Annotated in this window: 17 protein-coding genes and 1 pseudogene; 7 read left to right on the top strand and 11 right to left on the bottom strand. The window is 44.8% G+C overall.

Annotated features, from left to right (window positions below; all coding sequences use genetic code 11):
* Positions 1–20 precede the first annotated feature (20 nt).
* The 3 genes from F6K63_RS32695 to F6K63_RS32685 form a co-directional block, all read right to left on the bottom strand.
* Positions 21–4,022 carry a response regulator gene (locus F6K63_RS32695; protein WP_287314442.1) on the bottom strand — a complete coding sequence of 1,334 codons (4,002 nt, stop codon included), beginning with the start codon at positions 4,020–4,022 and terminating at the stop codon, positions 21–23.
* Positions 4,023–4,110: 88 nt separating this feature from the next.
* Positions 4,111–7,215 (bottom strand): GAF domain-containing protein, encoded by a 3,105-nt coding sequence (locus tag F6K63_RS32690; protein ID WP_287314441.1) that lies wholly within the window; start codon positions 7,213–7,215, stop codon positions 4,111–4,113.
* Positions 7,216–7,238: 23 nt separating this feature from the next.
* Entirely contained in the window at positions 7,239–8,183 is a 945-nt protein-coding gene (locus F6K63_RS32685; RefSeq protein ID WP_287314440.1) for a chemotaxis protein CheW, read from the bottom strand.
* A gap of 140 nt (positions 8,184–8,323) precedes the next feature.
* Between F6K63_RS32685 and F6K63_RS32680 the strand changes: the two genes are divergently transcribed.
* Positions 8,324–9,667: a response regulator gene (locus F6K63_RS32680; RefSeq protein ID WP_287314439.1), complete on the top strand. Its 1,344-nt coding sequence runs from the start codon at positions 8,324–8,326 to the stop codon at positions 9,665–9,667.
* A 106-nt stretch (positions 9,668–9,773) separates the two neighbouring features.
* Here F6K63_RS32680 and F6K63_RS32675 read toward each other — a convergent pair whose 3' ends face one another.
* Entirely contained in the window at positions 9,774–10,136 is a 363-nt protein-coding gene (locus F6K63_RS32675) for a response regulator transcription factor (RefSeq protein ID WP_008187608.1), read from the bottom strand.
* An 817-nt stretch (positions 10,137–10,953) separates the two neighbouring features.
* Between F6K63_RS32675 and F6K63_RS32670 the strand changes: the two genes are divergently transcribed.
* Positions 10,954–11,829 carry a hypothetical protein gene (locus F6K63_RS32670; RefSeq protein WP_008187603.1) on the top strand — a complete coding sequence of 292 codons (876 nt, stop codon included), beginning with the start codon at positions 10,954–10,956 and terminating at the stop codon, positions 11,827–11,829.
* Positions 11,826–12,812, top strand: coding sequence for a DUF1822 family protein (locus F6K63_RS32665; RefSeq protein WP_008187601.1), 987 nt, complete (start codon positions 11,826–11,828; stop codon positions 12,810–12,812). The genes F6K63_RS32670 and F6K63_RS32665 overlap by 4 nt, the downstream gene beginning before the upstream one ends.
* Before the next feature lie 243 nt (positions 12,813–13,055).
* On the opposite strand, the pseudogene F6K63_RS38110 reads toward F6K63_RS32665, so the two are convergent.
* The 4 genes and pseudogenes from F6K63_RS38110 to F6K63_RS32645 all read right to left on the bottom strand — a co-directional run.
* Positions 13,056–13,406 (bottom strand): annotated as a pseudogene (locus F6K63_RS38110) (DUF4351 domain-containing protein); the annotation flags it as partial.
* Between the two features lie 152 nt (positions 13,407–13,558).
* Complete coding sequence (locus F6K63_RS32655) at positions 13,559–14,122, bottom strand: RpnC/YadD family protein (protein ID WP_287314438.1); 564 nt, start codon at positions 14,120–14,122, stop codon at positions 13,559–13,561.
* A 336-nt stretch (positions 14,123–14,458) separates the two neighbouring features.
* Positions 14,459–14,680: a hypothetical protein gene (locus F6K63_RS32650; RefSeq protein WP_287248664.1), complete on the bottom strand. Its 222-nt coding sequence runs from the start codon at positions 14,678–14,680 to the stop codon at positions 14,459–14,461.
* Positions 14,681–14,809: 129 nt separating this feature from the next.
* Entirely contained in the window at positions 14,810–14,959 is a 150-nt protein-coding gene (locus tag F6K63_RS32645; protein WP_287298223.1) for a hypothetical protein, read from the bottom strand.
* Between the two features lie 88 nt (positions 14,960–15,047).
* Between F6K63_RS32645 and F6K63_RS32640 the strand changes: the two genes are divergently transcribed.
* From F6K63_RS32640 to F6K63_RS32630, 3 genes are all read left to right on the top strand, one after another.
* Positions 15,048–15,182 (top strand): hypothetical protein, encoded by a 135-nt coding sequence (locus tag F6K63_RS32640; protein ID WP_287266756.1) that lies wholly within the window; start codon positions 15,048–15,050, stop codon positions 15,180–15,182.
* Positions 15,183–15,310: 128 nt separating this feature from the next.
* Positions 15,311–15,742: a MerR family transcriptional regulator gene (locus F6K63_RS32635; protein WP_071104416.1), complete on the top strand. Its 432-nt coding sequence runs from the start codon at positions 15,311–15,313 to the stop codon at positions 15,740–15,742.
* Between the two features lie 516 nt (positions 15,743–16,258).
* Complete coding sequence (locus tag F6K63_RS32630; RefSeq protein ID WP_287314436.1) at positions 16,259–16,480, top strand: hypothetical protein; 222 nt, start codon at positions 16,259–16,261, stop codon at positions 16,478–16,480.
* A gap of 151 nt (positions 16,481–16,631) precedes the next feature.
* Here F6K63_RS32630 and F6K63_RS32625 read toward each other — a convergent pair whose 3' ends face one another.
* Positions 16,632–18,599 (bottom strand): ATP-binding protein, encoded by a 1,968-nt coding sequence (locus F6K63_RS32625; protein WP_287314434.1) that lies wholly within the window; start codon positions 18,597–18,599, stop codon positions 16,632–16,634.
* A gap of 73 nt (positions 18,600–18,672) precedes the next feature.
* On the opposite strand from F6K63_RS32625, the gene F6K63_RS32620 reads away from it, so the two are divergent.
* Positions 18,673–20,253: an eCIS core domain-containing protein gene (locus F6K63_RS32620; protein WP_287314433.1), complete on the top strand. Its 1,581-nt coding sequence runs from the start codon at positions 18,673–18,675 to the stop codon at positions 20,251–20,253.
* Here F6K63_RS32620 and F6K63_RS32615 read toward each other — a convergent pair.
* Both F6K63_RS32615 and F6K63_RS32610 read right to left on the bottom strand, forming a co-directional pair.
* A complete protein-coding gene (locus F6K63_RS32615) occupies positions 20,189–20,599 on the bottom strand; it encodes a hypothetical protein (protein ID WP_287314432.1) in 411 nt (136 codons plus the stop codon). The two genes, F6K63_RS32620 and F6K63_RS32615, sit on opposite strands and share 65 nt — an antisense overlap.
* Before the next feature lie 322 nt (positions 20,600–20,921).
* A partial coding sequence (locus F6K63_RS32610) for a hypothetical protein (RefSeq protein WP_287314431.1) occupies positions 20,922–21,117 on the bottom strand: 196 nt, incomplete at its 5' end.

The raw sequence follows: 21,117 nt of genomic DNA, 5'->3' as shown, positions 1-21,117 counted from the left end.
ACTGAATGCTGAGGTTTATTTTAAGCATTAGTCTGACAACTGACCGCTGACCGCTGACCGCTGACGGCTTTATTAATTGTTGCTAAAATCTCTTCGTCTAAATAAGGTTTAGTTACATAAGCCATAGCCCCAAGTTCCGTAGCAAGTTGTTTGTATTTTTCCTGACTACGGGAGGTGAGCATAATAATAGGAATATCAGCTAAAGCTGGCTCTTGATGACTAAGACTCAAAAACTCAAGACCATTTAACCGTGGCATTTCTAAATCACAGATGATCAGATCAACACCATCACTTTTGCGCAATAGTTCTATCGCCTCTAAACCATCTTTAGCTTGCAGCACCTGGTTACCATTTCGTTCCAGAATTAGGCTTAAATTTTGTCGCTCAGTAATGGAATCATCTACCACTAAAAAGGTTTTAGAAAGGTTAGCTGGTTGAAGGTTAGCTGGTTGAAGGTTAGCTGGTTGAAGGTTGGCAGGTTGAAGGTTAGCAGGTTGAAGGTTAGCTGGTTGAAGGTTGGCAGGTTGAAGGTTAGCTGGTTGAAGGTTAGCTGGTTGAAGGTTAGCTGGTTGAAGGTTAGCAGGTTGAAGGTTATCAGGTTGAAGGTTATCAGGTTGTCTATGATCAGCTTGAAGCTTGTCTGGAAAACCTTGGCCAAAAGGCCACGCTTCGCGAACAACCTTCAACCTGCTAACTTTCAACTCTTGAGAACCTTCAACCTTCAACCTGCTAACCTTCAACTCTTGAGAACCTTCAACCTTCAACCTGCTAACTTTCAACGATTGAGAACTGCCAACTTGAAACAATGATGGCTGAGATTGAGGGAGCTGCTGTACATAGTTAAGTAACCCTGTACCGTCAATTACCAGAGTTAAACGACCATCGGCCAAAATACTGCAACCATAAACATAGGAAGGATATGCGATCGCATTAGACAGCTGCTTGATCACCAGTTCTTGCTCTTCGAGTACTTGTTCCACTTCCAGTCCCACCCATCCTTCACCAGTAGCCATCAATAGGATGGGATTAATCTCTTGGGGTTTAGTGAGCAAGGGATTCCAAGCTGGTAGTGTCGATACCTGTTGGGATGAGTATTCCAGTAAAGATGAGAGTTGGTAAACGGGGGTGCTATACTCATTCCCCCTGTGATGCCAATTCAGGATTTTTTGATCACTTACCATCTGGATTTGCTCAGATGCTGGCAACACTATATGTTCAATGTCATTACCCACAAACCCATACACTCCCTGACTAGCCTGAACCACTAGCACCCTGGCATTCCTGAGAGCCTCTTGGATCTGCAAGCAAAAGGTTGTGCCTTGACCAGGCTGGAAGCGAATCTTAACCCTACCGTTAATCCGTTGCAGTTGGGAGCGCACCACATCTAGGCCAATACCTCGTCCAGAAAGTTCGTTAATTTGAGAAACAGTGGAAAATCCTGGCTGACAAAGTAAGTCTAATAGCTGATTTGGCTCCGGTGATTCGCCCAGGGCTTCCAAGTGCTCAACACTGAGCAGGTTGGTTTCCACGGCACGATTATAAATCTTTTCCAAGTCCAGTCCCTGACCATCATCTGTGACTTCAATGATGGTGCGATTTCCTTGATAGAAAGCACGAATTTCAATCTTACCGATAGCAGGTTTACCCCTTTGTTGGCGAACTTCAGAGGATTCAATACCATGGTCGAAACCATTGCGGACTAGATGCAGTAAAGCATCATAGAGATGATTAGCAATGGTTTTATCAATTAGGACATTAGTCACACTGAGGGTCAATTCCGCTGACTTGTGATGGACATTAGACAACTGCTGCACCATGGAAGGAAAGGACTTAAGCAGATGTTCCAGAGGTATAGTCCGAACCGATTGAAGAGTATCCCTCAGCTGAGTTGATAGACGCTGTTCTCGTTCCACACTAGCAGCAGCGGTAGTAGCTAACAAGCTCAGGTCTTCTGTAGCTTGAGTCAGTTGCAGGGTTTCTTCCCATGCCGAATCCCACAGCCTAGAAATTTGCTGATTAGAGGAATGCTTCTTGAGCTGAGTGCGCAGTTGAGTCAGGGTGTGGCGGTGTTGCTTGAGCCAATTGGAGAGTTTTTCAACTACCCCTTGACAGTTTTCATCCTGCCATCCTAACTGGTTTTGGTTAATCAGTAGTTCCCCAACTAGGTGAGATAGGTGTTTAAGACTGTCTAAATCAACGCGCACTGTGGCTGATGTCTTGATCGAGCCCTCTGCTAATGAAGGCACACCAGCCTCTCCAGACTCCCGATCGGGAGGAGACATTGATATTTGGTTTACTTCTTTTCCTGATTCAGAGTTAACCGCTAACTCCGACTCTTGCTTAGAGTCAGTCTGAGCTTGGTTAAGATTGTCTGTTGCTACGGTTTCTGAAGATTCATCCAGAAATATAGTATCTGGAAATATACTATCTGGAAGTATACTATCTCCCTCAAGAGATTCCTCTTCAGGAAACACTTGATTAGTTTGCTGTTGCGCGAGAGGAATATTACCAAAGGTTTCCTCAAGTAATTCATCAAGGGCTGTTGCCGATTTAAGGTTAGCAGGTTGAAGGTTAGCAGGTTGAAGGTTAGTGTTGGTTGAAGGTTGAAGGTTAGTGTTGGTTGAAGGTTGAAGGTTAGTGTTGGTTGAAGGTTGAAGATTAGTGTTGGTTGAAGGTTGAAGGTTAGTGTTGGTTGAAGGTTGAAGTTTGTCTGGAAAACCTTCAACGTTCCAACCTTCAACATTCAACGATTGTGAACCTTCAACCTTCAACGATTGTGAACCTTCAACCTTCAACGATTGTGAACCTTCAACCTTCCCACCTTGGCCTTTTGGCCACGCTTCGCGAACAACCTGTAACTCTTCTTGTGACCCAGCTAATTCTTGAAGGGGGAGGCTGGGGTTTCCTCCACGAGTGCGATCGCCTGCTAAGACAACGGTATGAGCTTCCTGGAAATTCCTTAAAGCAATCTTGGCAATTTCCATCACCTGTTCAGGATGAGCGTCAAGGGCTTTGAGGGTGTGTTCGGCAATTGCTTTAAACCCTGGTAAGTTCAAGGATTCCCCTAAGCCTACAAATATTTCACCTTGTTCTCGCAAGGTCTCAGCAATCTCTATCAACTTAGCCTTGTCATAATCGGGGGTTGAAGGTTGAAGGTTAGTGTTGGTTGTTCGCCTTTGGCGTTCCCGAAGGGTAGGTTCAAGGTTAGCAGGTTGAAGGTTAGTTTCGGTTGAAGGTTGAAGGTTAGTGTTGGTTGTTCGCCTTTGGCGTTCCCGAAGGGTAGGTTCAAGGTTGTCTGGAAAACTTTCAACCTTCAACCTGTCAACCTGTAACCCTTGAGAACTTTCAACATTCAACCTGCTAACCTGTAACCCTTGAGAACCTTCAACCTGTAACCTTCCAACCTTCAACAAGGAAGCTAGGTGATCGATTCGTTGTTTGACTCCCACTTCAAAGATAGATTGGACAATATCAAAGCCAAGTTCTGCTGATGTGGGTAGAGAGGCTTGATAGTCAAAACAATCTCCTAATTTAGCTTGCAGTTTAGCAAACACCCCTGCAGCTCGGTTGATAATCTCAGTATTCTTGCTCAACTCCCCGGTCATTTCAGCGGTCAGTGCCATCCTGAGGCACTGATATCCTTCAAACAGTAGTGTTTCTAGCTCTGTATCAATGGTTGCCTCAGGGGCTAACATTGCCCGGAAGACATCTTCGAGATAATGTGCTACACTCTTTATGGTGTCTTGCCGGACATTAGCAGCTGCGCCTTTCAGGGTATGAGTGGCTCGCATTAAGTCATAAAGTTGGTTTTTTGGCTTGTTCGGTGTCAAAGCCAGCAAATTTTGTTCAATAACTTGCAGCAAGTCCTGGGCTTCGCCTAGAAAGTATTGATAGGTTTCTGGATCAATAGTTGACATTTTTTTAGGGAGTAGGGGATCGGGAGTCGGGAGTCGGGAATCGGGAGTCGGGAGTCGGGGTAAAAAACTTGAATTTACCTTATAGTTGCTGGTGGCGAAAACCACGCCAGTAGCTGATCAGGCTTTTAACACTCCCCGCGCCGCCGCCCCACACTCCTCACACTCCCGACACTCCCCACCCGTAGCACTATAACTAGTTCACGGTAAACCGCTCAACAGCTGCCTGTAGATTTTTGATGGTGGTGAGGGATTCCTTGAAGGACTCCCAAAGCTCGGTAGAGTCTTCAGAAGTATTGGTGGATATGGTGGCAACTTCTTTCATGGTTTGGGTGACCGATTGTGATTGTTCCAGTTGGGCTAGGGTTGCCTGGGTAATGCCTGCAACTAACTGGCTAATCTCACCAGTAGCTGATGCGATCGCATTTAGATTGCCCTTGCTTTCTTCTACCAATTCCGTGCCAGTATTAACCTGAGCGATCGCCACTTCGGTCACTTTAATCACCTCTCGGGTCTGAGTGCGGATTTCAGCAACTAAATTAGAAATTTCCGTAGTTGCCTTGGCCGACTGTCGAGCTAAGGAGCGCACCTCATCAGCTACTACCGCAAATCCTTTACCATACTCCCCAGCCCTGGTGGCTTCGAGAGCAGCATTGAGGGAGAGTAGCTGGGTTTGGGTGGCAAAATCACTAATCAAATTCAATACCCGGTCAACATTTTGGGAGTATTGACTTAACTGTCTAATTTGGTGGCTGGCTTCCTCCACACTGTCCCGAATTCCTAGAATTCCCTCCACTGTGCGGTTCATAGCTGTCTCCCCCGATGCTACTTTTTGGTTTGCCTCTTGCACAGCTCGGTCGATGGATTGGGCGCTAGCGGTTACGGCTTGGGTAGAGTTAACCATGCTCTGGATTTGATCAATCCCTTGGGTCAACTCCTGACACTGATGCTGGGCTTCTTGGGAAACTTTAGTAATTGCTGCTTCACTCTGTGTAGCAGTTTCAGCGACTTTGACAGAAGCTGAGAGTACCTGGATCACAATTTCCCGTAAACTCTGGATGGTGTTGTTGTAAGCATCTGCAATAGTCCCAAGTTCATCATTGGTAATCGGAGCTCTAACGGTCAAGTCACCGTCTAGAGCAGGTCGGACAGCTGTAAGCAAATCAATAGCACGCTGTTGGAATAATTCCCTAGCCTCCTTTTCCTGTGATGCTAATTCTGCTAGTTTTTGGGATTGCGTCCGCAATTGTTCCAAATACTCAGCTCGCTGCAAGGGTATACTGATCTGAGCCGCAATCTGAACCATCCAATTAATCTCTTCCCCTTGCCAATCCCTAGGCTCAGAATTTTGATAAGCAGCCAGTAAACCCCACAGCTTATCCCCTTGGAAAATTGGCACAATAGTATAGGCTCTGGCCTGATATCGCTCTAGCTGCTCGATATAACAACTTGAAAAATCCCCTTCGTAGATATCACTAACCACCCAGAAGGGTTTGTCTTGGCTAGAGAGATTGCCTTGGATGGTTTGCAGATAGGTATCTCGGATGGTTGGGGCTTGCTGGCTAAACTGCTCAGGGGTATTTCCAGCCACCGTTTTCACGATACATTCACTAATATTTTTGTTGATGAGGGGATTATTAGTCTGTTCCTGGATTAGAGAGCTCCAGCCACTAGCCACCGACTCAGCAACAAAGGAGCCACTCCAATCAGAATTGAAGCGATATATCGTAACACGGTCAACCCCTAAGAGTTTACGAACTTCGTTGGTGGTAACATTAAAAATAGTGCGTAGGTCTTGGGATTGTTGAATTTTATCCGTGACCTTAGTCAATACTCTTTCCCGTTCTGCTGCTTGATGTAATTCCTCAGACTTTAACCGTTGTGCCTCCAGTAGCTCAGAGTGTTGCAATGCTACTTCTAACTCAGCTGCAATCTCTAGCATCCAGCTAACCTCTGACTCCTGCCATTGCCTGAGATCAGAGTTTTGATAGGTAGCCAATAATCCCCAGAGTTTTTCATTCTGGTAAATAGCTACAATCACATAAGCTCTGACCTGATAACTTTCTAGCACTTGAAGATAACAAGGGGTGAACTCCTGATTGTAGATATCCTCCACCACCCGGTAGGTTTCCCCCCTACTATAGGAACCCCCCTGGGTTTCTTGAAGATAAGTATCGACCTGATTAATTGGTTGAGTAGCCAATTGTTGGATGCTGCATGCGCTGATATCAGCCCTTAGGGTTGGACTATGAGTCTGGCTCTGAAGCAAAGAAATCCAGCCTCCAGCCACAGACTCTGCTACAAATTCACCACTCCAATCGGGATTAAAGCGATAGATAACGGCTCGGTCAGTGTTGAGCAGCTGTCGCACTTCTTGAGTAGTGGTCTGGAAAATAGTCTTGATATCCAGAGAACGGCGGATTTTGTTAATGACTTTCGCCACAGTTGCCTCCCGCGCCTGCTGCTGTTGCAACTGAGTGCGTAACTCGTGGGTAGTTAGGTGAAGGGATAGTTCTGTGGCAATAGTTTGAAAGGAATTAATCTGTTGTGGAGTCCAGGATGGAACCGACCTGTCTTGGTTTGTCTGTACCAGGCATTGCTGCAGGACCAACAAACCCCAAGCTTTCCCCGATACGGGCAAGCATAAGCTGAGACTCGATTGAACTTGAAATTTATCCAGCAGCTGGAGTTGGTAGGGAGTGACCGAATCATTGCTGACGTGATCGATAATTACCCTTGACTGCTGCAAATACTCTGTGGACAAGTCAGCCCCAAAAGCAGTAGCATCTAGGGTTTCCCCGACCGCAGGAGTCCACCCCCGTTCTACGGCTTCTGCCAAAACTATTCCGGTGCGAGCAGAATTGAAGCGATAAATTAACACCCGCTCGGCAAGGCTTAGATGTTGAACCCCATTGACTGTATTGTTTAGTAAGGTTTCCCAGTCCCCAGCTTCACTCATTAATCTGCTCAGCTCTAACAATTTTTCATGCTGGGCTTGGAACTGTTGTTGGAGTGCCTCTTCGTAGCTAAGCTTCAATTGCTGAATTTCCAGATTCACCCCTGCGGTAAACTGCTCAACCTCCTGACCAAAGGATTCAAATTGCTCCAAATTTTTTTTCAGGTCTAACTTATCTACCCTGCGGCGTTGCTCTAGATCAGTTTTTAGCCTGTCTAGGCTAGCGTTAAATCCCTCTAGGTTGGGGCGAGCAGAGTTAAAAAATTGCGGAGTATTCTCCTTGAGGAGATTGTGATTTTCTAATAGCAGTTCTGAATCATTGTCATCCCATTGTGCTTCTGACATCTGCCTAGAGTGGTAAATTTTCCTTATACTTCATACTTTATATCAAGTGCTGCTTTGACAATTCGTTGGGCATCTAAGACAATACTACTGGCTTCAGGAAGATAGGCTTTGACAAAGTGCCCAAATCTGAGGGGCAATAATCGATCAGGGGGTTGTAAGTTTTGCCAATGGTGCTTTTCTATTTCTTCGACTTGTGAAACCACCAGTCCCAGCAGTTTGCTGTTGACTTGAAGTACAATCACCATGATTTTTGTCCTCGGCATGTCCTTGGGTTGCCAAACAGCAGGAAATCCTAGCAGATAGTTTAGATCTAACAACCACAGCATTTCACTACGCCAGTTGTAAATCCCAATCACACTATCGGCAGTATGGGGAATTGGCAAAATTTCAGCAACCGACACATTCAGAATTGCTTGGATGTAGTTTACCTGTAACAAAGCCCCATTGCCAGACCCTACCTGGAAGCGCAAAAATTTCTCCTGGGGGGGAAGTTGGGCATCAACACTGACCTTAACGGAGGTAGCCAGAGGTAATTGAGCTTGATTCCCCTGGAAATTATGTTCATTTTTCTGCCAGGAGACAGGATAATGAACTTGATTAGTTCTCACCGTTGAGCCTGACTCTAGCCAAGTAGATAAGTCGAGCACCACCGGAATGCTTTCTAGTTTAATTTGTTTGCGCCATGCTGGTTGTTTCTCGGTTAGGCTACGCCCCAAAATTTTGACGGTATCAATTGAGTTTGGTTTTAGCTTGCTGATTGTGTGGTAGATAAATCTTACCACGGCTCCTGGCTTAGGAGCGGGGTCTGCTTCCAGTAAAACCAATAAACAGCTATCGTATAGTTTAACTTTAGCTATAATACCTTCGTGCTGAAGTTTATGATTCAGCATGGCAGCGATGACTTTTGGGTTTCCTTGTTTAGCTAATTGTAAAATTTTGCTTGTCTTGGAAATCTGCTCTTTGCTCATCACACCAAGTTACTATCGAAATGATCAGGCATTTATGATACATATAATTCCAAGGTATTTAATCGGTTGATTTGTAAGAAGTTTTATTTTTGGTTAGAGTAACTCCTCACGTTTTTAGAATTGCGTGAATTTATGGGCCAATGAAAACCAGGGCTGAATCTACTTCTAATAGCTTCAGTGCTAAGCTAGTACGCTACGGTCAGGAAAAATTTACTGGCCGACTGGATCTGAAGGTGTCAACTGCTCAGCAATGGAGCCTCTACTTGAGCTATGGGCGTTTGGTATGGGCATCTGGGAGTGTTCATCCCACTAGGCGTTGGCGTCGGCAGATAATCTACCATTGTCCTGAGGTTAATCCTAATCGGATTGCCCTGAAAAAGATAGAGCCAGGGTCCTGTTGGGACTACCAGTTGATGGTGCTGTTAGCACGGAAGCGAATGATCAACCCTCAACAGACGGTGGTTGTAATTCAAGGCATTGTGGCAGAAATATTGTTTGATATCCTCCAGAGCCTAACCTTAGTTTCTCCGGACCAAACCCTTATTCAACCCAGTAATGGTTCTGTGTCCTCAAACGCGATTGAAACTAGGGTCAACAAGCCTGACAATTTCTTGCTCAATGCCCAGTTGGGAGTACGTCCCTCTATGCAGGGGATTTTGCCACAAACGTGGATGTTAGAGGTAGAACCAATTATTAACCAAGTTCAACAGGTCTGGCAGCAGTGGTCAGAAATGGGTTGGGAGGATGTTTCTCCTGACTTAGCACCAGTGCTGTTGGAAAAGTCGGCTTTGCAAGAGCAAACCTCAGTGGCGACCTACAAAAATCTGGTAAGCCTAATCAACGGTAAGCGCACCCTGCGAGATATAGCAGCCCTGCTCAAACGAGATCTGTTACTGCTGATGCGATCGCTTTATCCTTATATTAAGAAACAACTGATTGAACTAGTAGAAGTGCCTGACTTGAGCGCTCCCAAATTTGTAGATATCCCCGCCAAGGCAGGCATTAGTAGCCAAAAATCCCAAACCCCAAAATCCCAAACCCCAAAATCCCAAACCCCAAAATCCCAAACCCCAAAATCCCAGAAGAAGTCTGATCAGGCATTAATAGTCTGTATTGATGATCACCCCCAAACCTGTAAAATTATGAAGGAAGTGATTCAATCAGCAGGTTATCGATTTTTAGGAATCCAAGACTCTATCCAAGCTCTACCTTTGCTACTCAAGCATAAGCCAGATTTAATATTCTTGGATTTGGTGATGCCGATTGTTAATGGCTACGAAATGTGCGCCCAGATCCGCCGGGTGTCAATGTTTGCCAATACACCAGTGATTATTCTGACTGCTAAAGATGGTATTGTAGACCGGGTAAGAGCCAGAATCGTTGGGGCCACTGATTTCCTTAGCAAACCAATCGACAATCAAAAAGTAGTGGCAACGGTGCGCAAGTATCATACAACCTCGCCTTGCAAGACCGATCCAGTTTAAAAAGAGAAGAGTCCGTAAGTGAAGGAAGAGTCTGGAGGTGGGGGGAATCCAGAATTGTCCTAGGTTAACACTTAACGGTCAACGGTTAACAGTCAACAAACCCTAACTATTGAATCAGCTCCTCTAGGGTACACAGCAGTTCTTCTGGAGTCACTGGTTTAGCTAAGTAGGCATCAGCCCCCAGCATCTTTCCCCAAATTTTGTCCACCTCAGTACCTTTGGTGGAGCAAATCACCACAGGAATCTGGCTAGTGTGAGGATTAACTTTCAGGGCTCGACAAAACTCAAAACCACTTTGACCAGGCAAAATTACATCTAAAACCACTAAATCTGGTGTATGGTGAGATAATTTTTCCCGAGCCTCCTCTACACTAGCCACGCCAGTAACCCCCAAACCCGCTTGTTGCAAACAGCGAGTTAGGTACTGTCTTTCTGTTACGCTATCTTCTACCACCAAAACAGTTTTCATATATTAAAGTATAGCACCTTATACAGAAAATTTGTTAATGGCAAGGGCAAAATTGCTGATAAAATCATGGTTTTTATCTAGCGCTATTCTTTCCCATCAGGGTGAACTCAGCTCTTCCACCCAAGGGGGTTATATCAAATCCCTGGTGACTAGAGCACGGGGAGCAAGGGAGCTTCCAAAGCAGGGGAGCTTCCAAAGCAGGGGAGATTCCGAGTTTCGGAGCTTCGGAGTAGGGAGTAGGAAATAAGGAATCGGGAAGACAGGACTAAATTAAAAGATTTTTCAAGGTCAGCAATCAAGAATTTTAAAGACTTAAAAATTAAGTTGGCCACAAGGTATATATCATCTAGCAAAAAAGTGTTATTTTTTTACTAAACTATTTCCTAGAATACAAATACTCAATCATAGGAGAGTTGCTTATGGGGAATTCAGGTAAAAACAAAAAATTATACTCTGTGAAGCTAGCTTCCTAAATCTCAGTAGAAACAAGACGGTAGAGACTTGACTGTAGAGACCTCACAATATTATCACAAACTCAGCCTAATCTTGAGAAGGCTGAGTCAAGAAGGCTTCTTGGGCTGTTTACATAGCAGTAACACACAGGAGAGTTTTTTCAGTCAACCGGCTCGGGTTCCAAAAATCGGATTCATAAAATGCTCAGCTAGGGCTGATAAGTACATAGAGAGTTCAAAACAGTACTAGTCATGATAGTGAACCACCATTACCAACTTCCCCACTGGTCAATGACCCAAAGCCAGCCTCTGAGTTATCTAGGCTTGGTAGAACAACTACGGGTAAGCAATCGAGAGGATTAACAATGGTGGTTAATGTATCAGGGTGCATCCAGCCTATCAGCAGTCATACCAGCTACTGGGAGTTTAATTGGTTAGTTAAAAGTCAGTTAAAATTCACCCATGTAGACTCTCGTATCCTGGTTTGCGACCGCTCCATTGGTGTTGCTCAACTATGGCAGCCAAAGGCAGGGCAGCTGGGGAAAAAGACTCCTGTGGATCAAATCCTAAGAAACCTAATTGAAGCAGTATCCCGCTACCCAGACCGAAGTCCTGAGCGGCAGAAAGCCTTGAATCGTCTCCTGAGCGTTATTCAAAATCTACCTGGCATTTACAAATCTTCCCACGTAGACTATCTAGAGGCGTTAAATCGAACCTGGGAATGGGTCATCCGCAATCTGTACCAGTTTGAGCCAAGTTCAACCTCCGTTGAAAAAAGCTTAGTTACCTGGATCAACGGATATTTACGCTGGCGCATCCGAGATTTATATATCTCAGATAGTAAATATCCAAGGATTAGCACTAATCAACCGATCGGTAACAGTGACGAGGATTCAAGGACTCTAGAAGACCGGTTGCCAGACCCTAGACCTTCCTTGAGTAGACTGGATGATTACATTGAAGCAATCCAGACAGCTGAACGCCAGCGTCTAAGTCAAGGGATTCTCGAAGAAATTAAAAACGATCCAGATGGGAAACTAATCGGTTGTCATCCCCGCAAATATCCCAAATGTAATTGTCAGTTATTAGCAATGCGGTTGCTAGTACAAGAACCACCCCAGAGAATTGCTGACATTGCTAGAGAATTTAACGCTAACCAACAAACTCTCTACTCTCACTGGAAGAAAAAATGCCTGCCGAAGCTGCAAGATATTGGTAAAACGTTTGGATATCAACCATGACTATTACAGAATCAACTAACATTAAGGTTTCTATTAGCCCATACGCTCATAGTTATGCAGCACAGTTTGCTGCTGAACAAGCCACCCCTAGGAAGGGAAAACACGTCTATCTCAATACTTTAGCAGTTTATGCTGTTAAAAACTATCTTAAATGGCTCAAGATTCCAACTAATCTTGCTCAAAGTGATTGTTGGAATCCGGGTTTAAGAGTATTGTTGGATGTAGCTGATTTGGTTTTGCCCAACATTGGTAAATTGGAATGTCGTCCAGTGCTACCAGGTCAGTCAGCCTTGAACGTGCCACTAGAAGTGACCGAAGACCGGATTGGTTATGTGGCAGTGCAGTTCAGTGAGCAATTAGACCAGGTAGAGTTATTGGGATTTGCTCCGTATCATGCGATCGCTAAATCCCTAGACCCTTTACCCCTAGAAAAGCTTGAATCTCTCGATACACTAATTGACAAGATTGATTGGATTAAGAAATCGGTGAGGGTAACCCAATGGTTTGAAGAAATATTTCAGGCAGATTGGCAACCACCACCATCACTTTTACCTGAGTATAGGTACAGGTCTAGTTTCAAAACGGTTACTGCCTTCAGAGGATCGGAGTTAGGTATCAAGCGGCGCTCCAAGCAAGAACCGAGCATACAGGCTTTAAGAGGTAATGACAGATCAACAATGCGAGCCAAGCTAATGGACTTAGCTGGTCAAGGGGTAGTCCTGCTGCTGCAAGTGAATTTCCAACCTCCTGATACTGAAGATATTGATATTTTTATGCGGCTATATCCTGCGGGTGATTCAATGTATTTACCACCAGATTTGCAGGTAAATTTACTCGATGAATCGGGAAATTCTTGTATGAAAGCTCAAGCTGGAAAAACTAACGACAAGATCCAAATTGATTTCAGTTGCCAACCAGAGGAACGATTCAGTGTCAGATTAAAATTGGGAGATATAAGTATCACGGAAAAATTTATAATTTAGGTAAGCTATCAGCTATCAGCTATCAGCTATCAGCTAATGCGCTACGCGCACGCTTGGCCAAAGGCCACGCTGCTTGAGGTGCGAACAGCTATCAGCTATCAGCTAATGCGCTACAGATGGTGCTACTTGAGGTGATGCGCGAATATCTCTGTTCTGTCACTGATCGGAGTTGTAAAATCAAGAGGAAAACCCACCCCACGGTCGAGGTGGGGTGTGGCCTTATTTAATTAATTGGGCAAATGTTCACGCTTTCTCATCTAGGGAGTTAACCGTTAATGCTGTGGCCATCAACTCTTCTAATTGTTCAAGAGTTAAGGCTTGAATTCTGACGGATATCTCGACAGGAATCTCGGAAAATCGCAGTTTAAGGATGCGCTCTAAACTGCCTCGACGTTCTTGTTCAATCCCTTGTTGGATGCCTTGAGCAAGACCCTCTTGTAAAATCTCTTGATACCAGAGGTGCGACCCGTGGCGAATTTAATTCTTAATGCGGAAAGCGCACCTAAGTGATTCTCGTAATACTGTCATATCCCACCTCATGATTTGTTGAATTAAGGGTATCTCTAACACAAAGCTAGCAAAGAAAGCTAAGAGGAGATCTCCCAAGTTTTTTGATACTGAATTTTGCCCCCCTAGCCCCCCAACTTTGGGGGGAACAAGAGTCAATTTGCTTCTAAAAGTCCCCCGAGCGAGGGATTGCTCGCTCGGGGGACCAACGGGGGCTTGGATGTAGCAAATGAGACTTCTCAGACAACCTCTAAGAGCGGTTCTAGTTGATTTAAGGTTTGATCCGCTCGTAACGCCTGCACCGCTGAGCGCAATTTTGATTCGCTACCACCTCCAAATAAGATTGGGACAAATGGGAATAGGGGAGGTAATGGTTGTTCTAATACTAATTCAGCCTCTACTTCCCACAGATTAATTACCCGATAATCTTGACGCGCCTTTAATCCCATGAATTCCTTGTCGTAGCAATTTTCAATGGTGACTGTGCCTGGGGGCGGCAAGATATTAATTAATACTGGATTTGCGGATAGGTTGTATTTTTCCTCAGCTAAAGCGACATAATTGCGCATTCGCTTAGGCATGTTCTGGTCATAGCGTAGTTGTAATTCATTGAGAATCAGAAATTCGGAGTGTTCCGGGCTAGACGCTTTTACAATTACATCGCTTTCGCGACTAATCCATTGAAACTCAGCATCCAGTAACTGAGATGCTCGCACTTGGGGATTACCGGTTACCCATTGCACCCAAGCATTAGGAGCGAGACTGATTAGGCGATGCAGCGCGGTCTTGGGGGTTTCCCCCACTCGCTATTGCATCAAGACAGCGTTTGCTACCAATATCTGCACGTTTTGCCATACAATACAATTGATCGAATCAAGATTAATTATTGAGTTACACGCACCCCAGTTTGCAGAGCTATTTCTGGGGTTCAAATAAAATTTGATTACTGAAGAGCTGGGCTTTTCAGAGGGAGCATGTCAACTTTGTAATTAGGTAGATAGATCCCCCCTAACCCCCCTTAAAAAAGGGGGGAATTAGATGGAAAAGTCCCCCTTATTAAGGGGGATTTAGGGGGATCTGAATCAGGGGTTAACAAAATTGACATGCACCCTTTTCAGACTTCCCAAACTTCCTGTTTCTTAAGATTCTTCGTCTATAGACTCGCCGTCTATAAACTCGCCGTCCATAGGGTCTCCTAAATCGAAGATAATAATAAATTTTTCATCAGGCATCAGCCGTTTAAGAGCCTGCAAGTGACCCTCAGCATCCGATCGGTTGCGGAAACGACGAACAACCATCCGCTGCATATTCGGCAATAGACGAATGAGCGCCCATGGATATAGGCGTTGAGAGTACGACATAAAATATTAGGTATCTCCTTAACTGGGGCTCCAGAGCCAGCCTGTAGCCGAGAGAAACTGTCGGCTGGCTCTTACCGTGGAACGTTTTCGCGTCCACGGTATTTTTATTATAACACAAAAAATTATATATTATAACATATTTTGAAAAGTTTTGTAACAAATGTTGGGAATAGGGAATCGGGAATCGGGAATAGGGAACAGGGAATCGGGAATCGGGAATCGGGAGTCGGGAGTCGGGAGTCGGGAATCGGGAGTGGAAAAAAATCCTGTGTACCTCACTTGTGATCAGAATTGCTATCCGTAGTGAGATTAAGTAGTGGGATGGGACCTTGGAGCCGGGACGAACCCATTTCTCGACCACAGCTATATGCGATGCAAAGAGCCGCTGCGCGATAAGAGCCGCTACGCGATCCAAAGAGCCGCTGCGCGATTGGCCGTAGGCCACGCTACGCGATGCTCGGTACGAGCCGCTGCGCGAACGCATCCACCAACCGTATCCTAAACTCTTCCGTTAATTCCCGATTCCCAATTCTGAATTCTAAATTCTAAATTCTAAATTCCCTCAAGTTGTCAATTTTCCTTTTATACCTTAAACTAGTATTATCGGAATAGTTAACAGGGAGAGAACAGATGAACAAGTGCGTTGGAACTACTGAAGCAGCATCTCTATTAGGAATTTCTTCTCGAAGATTGCGCCAACTCCTAGAGAAGGGTCGGGTGCGGGGTGCCTATAAAAGCGGGAAATTCTGGATTATTCCTCTGTTCAACCATTTGCCACAAATTACTAAAGGTAATCGTGGACCGAAGGGGAAATGGCGCACTAGTCGTACAACCGCTTTAGCGAAGATTAATGTCAATCGCAATCACATTGGCTCGAATATCAAGAAAAGCCCCAAAGACCGGAAGCCAGTGATTTCAGTTAAACGAAAGGGCACTAATCTCTACGGTAATGAGGTGGAAATCCTTGGTCCTTGTAAGATTGTTTATCAGCCGGATAATCCCCTTGATTGTGGTGCTCGTTTGTGGATCGAAACCTTCAGTGATATTCACTTTATTTCTTGATGCAGTCGCTCATGGGGGAAACCCCCAAGACCGCGCTGCATCGCTGGTGGTAGTTTTCCGGCTATTAGCTAAGTCGGTCAAGGCTTTGCGACTATTCCAAATTATCTATTTCATTATTTAGTTATTGTAGGGTGGGCAAATGACAGAATTCCCGATTAAATGGTGATTGGCTTGGTATTTGCCCACCCTACTCCACGGTTTTAGTAATTAAAATTTAAAAATTAAAAATTAAAAATAAAGTAGCTTGTAGGGTGGGCAAATCGACCCGATTCGAGATATTGTTGTCAGAGGATCAGCATTTGCCCACCAAACCCCACAGCCCCACAGCTTGTAGGGTGGGCAAATGGACCCGATTCCAGATATTGTTGTCAGAGGGTCAGCATTTGCCCACCCTACGCCTACTGATCTTTTCGAGCTCCCCGCGCCCCCGCCCCTATTGCCGCTGTAAGGCATGATTTCCCTTGACTTTTGCTAACATTTATTTATCGACGTTTTTCCAGATAAATACTGAAATTAATGACTTATCTATTAACAGAGGCTTTTCAGAAAGCACAAAATTTACCAGAAGAGATACAAGACGAACTTGCTCATCAGTTAATCGAAGATATTGAGAATGAACTTAAATGGCAAAAAACATTATCACAATCTCAAACCTCTTTCCTAGATGAATTAGCCCGTAAAGCATTAAATGAATCTAAGATAGGGGAAACGAAAGTTATGGGTTTTGATGAATTATGAAGTTTTTAAGTTATTGTAGGGTGGGCAAATGACAGAATTCCAGATTACATGGTGATTGGCTATGAATTTGCCCACCCTACGCCTCCCGATTCCCGATTCCCGATTCCCGATTCCCGATTCCCGATTCCCGATTCCCATTAACTCCCCACAACTAAAACCAGCCTTCAATCTCTTCGTTTGTCAACATTTTCTTCAACTTTTGATATTCCCGTTTTGTCGCTTCGTAGATTAGTTCCATGTTCACGGCTTCATCGGCGGCGGCGGCAAAAAAAGCGGCATTAAGGGCAATATTGCGGATATTTCCACCGGCTACATTGAGTTGACCGAGTTTCTGGTAATTTAAGTTTTGGGTAGGTGTCTGGGTCGGAAAAATCCGCTGCCAAATTTGGGTACGGATTTCGGGTACGGGAAAAGGAAACTCGACCACAAAGCGAATCCGGCGCTGAAAGGCACTATCGAGTGCGCTTTGGAAATTGGTGGTCAAAATAGCTAACCCTTGATAGGCTTCCATTCGTTGCAGCAAATAGCTGACTTCGATGTTAGCGTTGCGGTCGTGACTGTCTTTAACTTGGGTACGCTTACCAAACAGGGCATCGGCTTCGTCAAACAGAAGAATAGCAAAACCTGTTTCTGCGCAATCAAAGATCCGCCGCAGATTCTTTTCCGTCTCACCAATATATTTACTGACTACTCTACTTAGGTCGATGCGATAAAGTGAGAGGCGAAATTCGTTGGCTAATACCTCTGCTGCCATGGTTTTACCAGTACCGCTAGCACCGTAAAATAGGGCGCTGATGCCCAAACCCCGATCCCCTTTGTGGGCGAAACCCCATTCCTGATAGACTTTAAACCGGTGTAACAGATGAGTGGCAATATCGCCAAGTTGCAGCCGTTGTGGGGTAGGTAATACCAAATCCTCCCAGGTAGCCGTAGCATTTATCGGTTGCGCTAAGTGTTCTAATTGATTACGGGCTTGGTGGCGGCAGAAATCCCATAATTGAGTAGAGTGTGGGGACTCTTGAATTTTTAATTTTGAATTTTTAATTTTGAATTGATCACAGGCGGATTGAATAGTAGCATGATTGAGGTTAAACTGTACGGCGATGCGCTTAATTTGACCGTTAAGTTCTGCTGCAGCTGACCCGAGATGGTATTCCCACAGGTCATATTGTTCCTGGTGGCTCAATGGAGGGATGTCAAAGTTAACAAGAGTCCGCTGACAGTCAATTTTTCTGTCATTGCTGCTGAGGATTAAAGGAGTATTGTTTATATTAATAAATTGGCTCAGAGCCAACTCCCGCCCTGGCTCGGTAAAATTATAACTATCCCAGTCAATCAACAGGACACTATTGCTCAGAAGGGCTTCCCTTTGCCAACGCTTCGCGAGTTGGTAGACGAACTGGGGGTTGGTGGTCAGAGCGGCAGGGTCGAGAGTTTGTAACTTTAACCCCAAACCCTGACAAGTGGCGGAGGCAATTTGGTATTTTGTGCTTCGATCCGAGCCAGATAATTGCACAACGGGATAGCTATTTGTCCCCTCGCCCCCAGACCAAATGCTTATCAATTGCTCCACTACTATGGACCGAGAGGGAGGCAAAAAAAGAGGGTTAGTCTGAGGCAGTATCGGTTTGATCTTGCCTGCTAATTCCTCGTCTGTGGCATATTCTCCTAATAGAAAGCAGAGGATACGCTGGTCAATTTGGAGGGGGGACTTGGTAAGGATCAATCCGGGTTCTATCTGGAGGAGTTGCCAGTAAAGTAAAGGGCGTTGGGGAGAAAGGACACGCCAATTGGGTCCGGGAAGGGCGTCAAAAGCTAAACTGAGAGTAGGAAAGTTTTTGTTTGGAGAATTTTTTTGGGCTTTGGCACACAAAGACGGAAACATAGGTTCTATTTCCATTCCCGCGCACATTAGCAGGATATCCCTTTCAATTGGGGTTAGATGGAATTTGTCACAAAGTTGAGCCAGGGCAGAAGTATTGTCAACAAATTCAGTAACGGTTTGTTGATTTTCTTTACCTTCTATGTATTTTTCTAAATAGTTACGAACTCGGGCGATTTCTTGTAACAGAGTACTAAAATTACTGTGATACCAGTTGGTTTGAGAAAGGGGTGCCATGTCGCGCTCCTGGAAGACGGATGGATCGACTGATATGGTTTTATTCAAGGGTACAAGGTAAAAGGAAATAGCTATGCGCACTACTCATACCTATAAACCGAAATATTCTCACTCTACTTCGTTGACAATAGCTCAAAAAAAGAAAGACTCCAGACGGAATGGTTATAGAGAAATTTTGGAAGCAGAGGAAAGGGAGTGGAACGCGGAAGAGGCGGTGGGGGAATGGGGAAGTAGAAGTGCAAAGGTGATGCATGCCCTTGAAACGGGACAATACGTGCCCGACACCGGATGGATGGAAATGGGGCTGCAAGCAAAGCTAACTATAGGACAGCCGGGTGATAAATACGAGCAAGAGGCAGATATAGTAGCGCGTCAGGTAGTACAGCAGATTAATTCTCCACGGATTGTAGAAGAGGAAGAGAAGGGTAGGCCACAACACGAAATTGCGAGGAAAGCGTTAACAGGAGGGATTAAGGCACCGATAAATTTAGAAGGTTCCATTAAGGAAGCAAGAGGAAGGGGAAAACCACTGGAAGAAAGGATAAGAATTCCGCTGGAGCAGGCGATGGGGGCGGATTTTAGTGGGGTGCGGGTGCATACGGATGCTCAGTCGGATCAGTTGAATCAGTCGATACAGGCGAAGGCGTTTACGACGGGGCAGGATGTGTTTTTTAGGCAGGGGGAGTATGAGCCGGGAAGTCGGGGGGGGCAGGAGTTGATCGCCCATGAGTTGACCCATGTGCTGCAGCAAAGTAGTGGTGCAGTGCAATTAACCCAGTACTTATCATCAGTAGAAATTAATATGTTCAAAAAAAACGTACTCGAAACACAGAAACAAGGAGAGTCCATTGGCAGCCAGATCTCAATACATCCATTAATAACGAACGAAGTAGAGCAGAAGGGAAAAATAGGTAGAAGGATTCAAAGGAAAACAGATGTCAAATACTATGCTCAAGACCTAAAATACAAAGACAAAGATGATAGAGAAAAAAAAGCTAAAGTGGGTTTATATATGGAGGCCGAGCTAGACCCTACAGACCCCGCGAAGGGCTCAGAACCAAGGAGAGGGGAAGAGAACGACATCTACGATGCACTGAATGATTATTACGAATACGACCCATTATATATAAAAGGCCATCTCCTGAATGCCCACCTGGGTGGGAAGGGAAAAGATGAGAATCTTTTTCCGATTACAGCCCAGGCGAATGCTCGACATAAAGATCTGGTGGAAAGGCAAGTCAAATCAGCGCTTTTAGACTATTATAAAAGACCAAATGAATATGGAGAGCATTATCGGTTACGGTACAGGGTATGGGCCTTAAATAAAACTACAGAGCTTGATTTTGTACAAGACCCAACAGCAACATTAGAGTGCACCTTAGAATGGAAAAATGACCAGGTGTATAACCAATGGCAACCGCTCTTAAATCAACCCATAGAATCAACCACTGTGACGGATAAACAGACCATTGGACAAAATGAGTCATTAACCGATTTAGGCTGGGGCAGTAAAGGAAGAGGACTATTGAAAAAAGAGAAAACGCAATGGCAAATCTTTACGGATCCACAGGGAGAAACTTATGCGGCCTTTAACATGGGAAAGGTCGAATCACCTCGGATCTCTCCGGTTCGTCGTAATATACTGTACACATAATACACCTTGAAGAAAATACTAAGAAAAAAAAAATACAATTCCAAAAACCAAAAAGGAGAGTGCGATCGCTCTTGTAGGGTGGGCAAATGGTCAGGAAACCTGAGGAAATTGCCAAACCTTCATCATTTGCCCACCCTACCCTACCGAATGCGATCGTCTCTGTGGTTGGTTGGGTAAAAGCCATGTAAACCACCAACCCAAAACCAAACAGACTCACCCCATCCACCCCACTTCTAACCCACCGCCACCAATGGTTAAGGTAAGTCTCAATGCGTTGCTCATCCGCACCTTGCTCGTAAAGCCGAGCCACCTTATCCACCATGCGTTCCACGGTCTTTTTCGCCACCCCCAACCCAATCAATTCAAAATTCAAAATAAGGCCAATTCAAAATTATGAGTTCAAAATTCAAAATGCTTTTGAATTTATAATTTCGGCTCTCCTAAGGTTGCTATGCTGAGGGGGTTAAGCTAATTTAAACTACTAATTTAGTATAATCAGTCTAGGAGAGCCCTAATTTCTAATTTTGAATTTTGAATTTTGAATTTTGAATTTTGAATTTTGAATTGGCCTTATTTTGAATTGGCCTTTCGTTTGGTTTTGACAACGATTGCTGCAATTATCTTAATAATAGCAATTCTACGACTTGTGAGGTACAAATTTCTGGTTTTTAGGGAGCAGGGAGCAGGGAGCAGGGAGCAGGGAGCAGGGAGCAGGGAGCAGGGAGCAGGGAGCAGGGAGCAGGGAGCAGGGAGCAGGGAGCAGGGAGCAGGGAGCAGGGAGGAGGGAGTAGGGAGTAGGAATCAACCCGAAACCCCTCCCAGTAAGTGAGGTGTAGGAAGAGGGCAAAAATAATGTGTACATAA

The organism is Moorena sp. SIO1G6, assembly GCF_010672795.1.
GTDB lineage: Bacteria > Cyanobacteriota > Cyanobacteriia > Cyanobacteriales > Coleofasciculaceae > Moorena > Moorena producens.
This window is presented reverse-complemented; position numbering and strand designations above follow the sequence as displayed.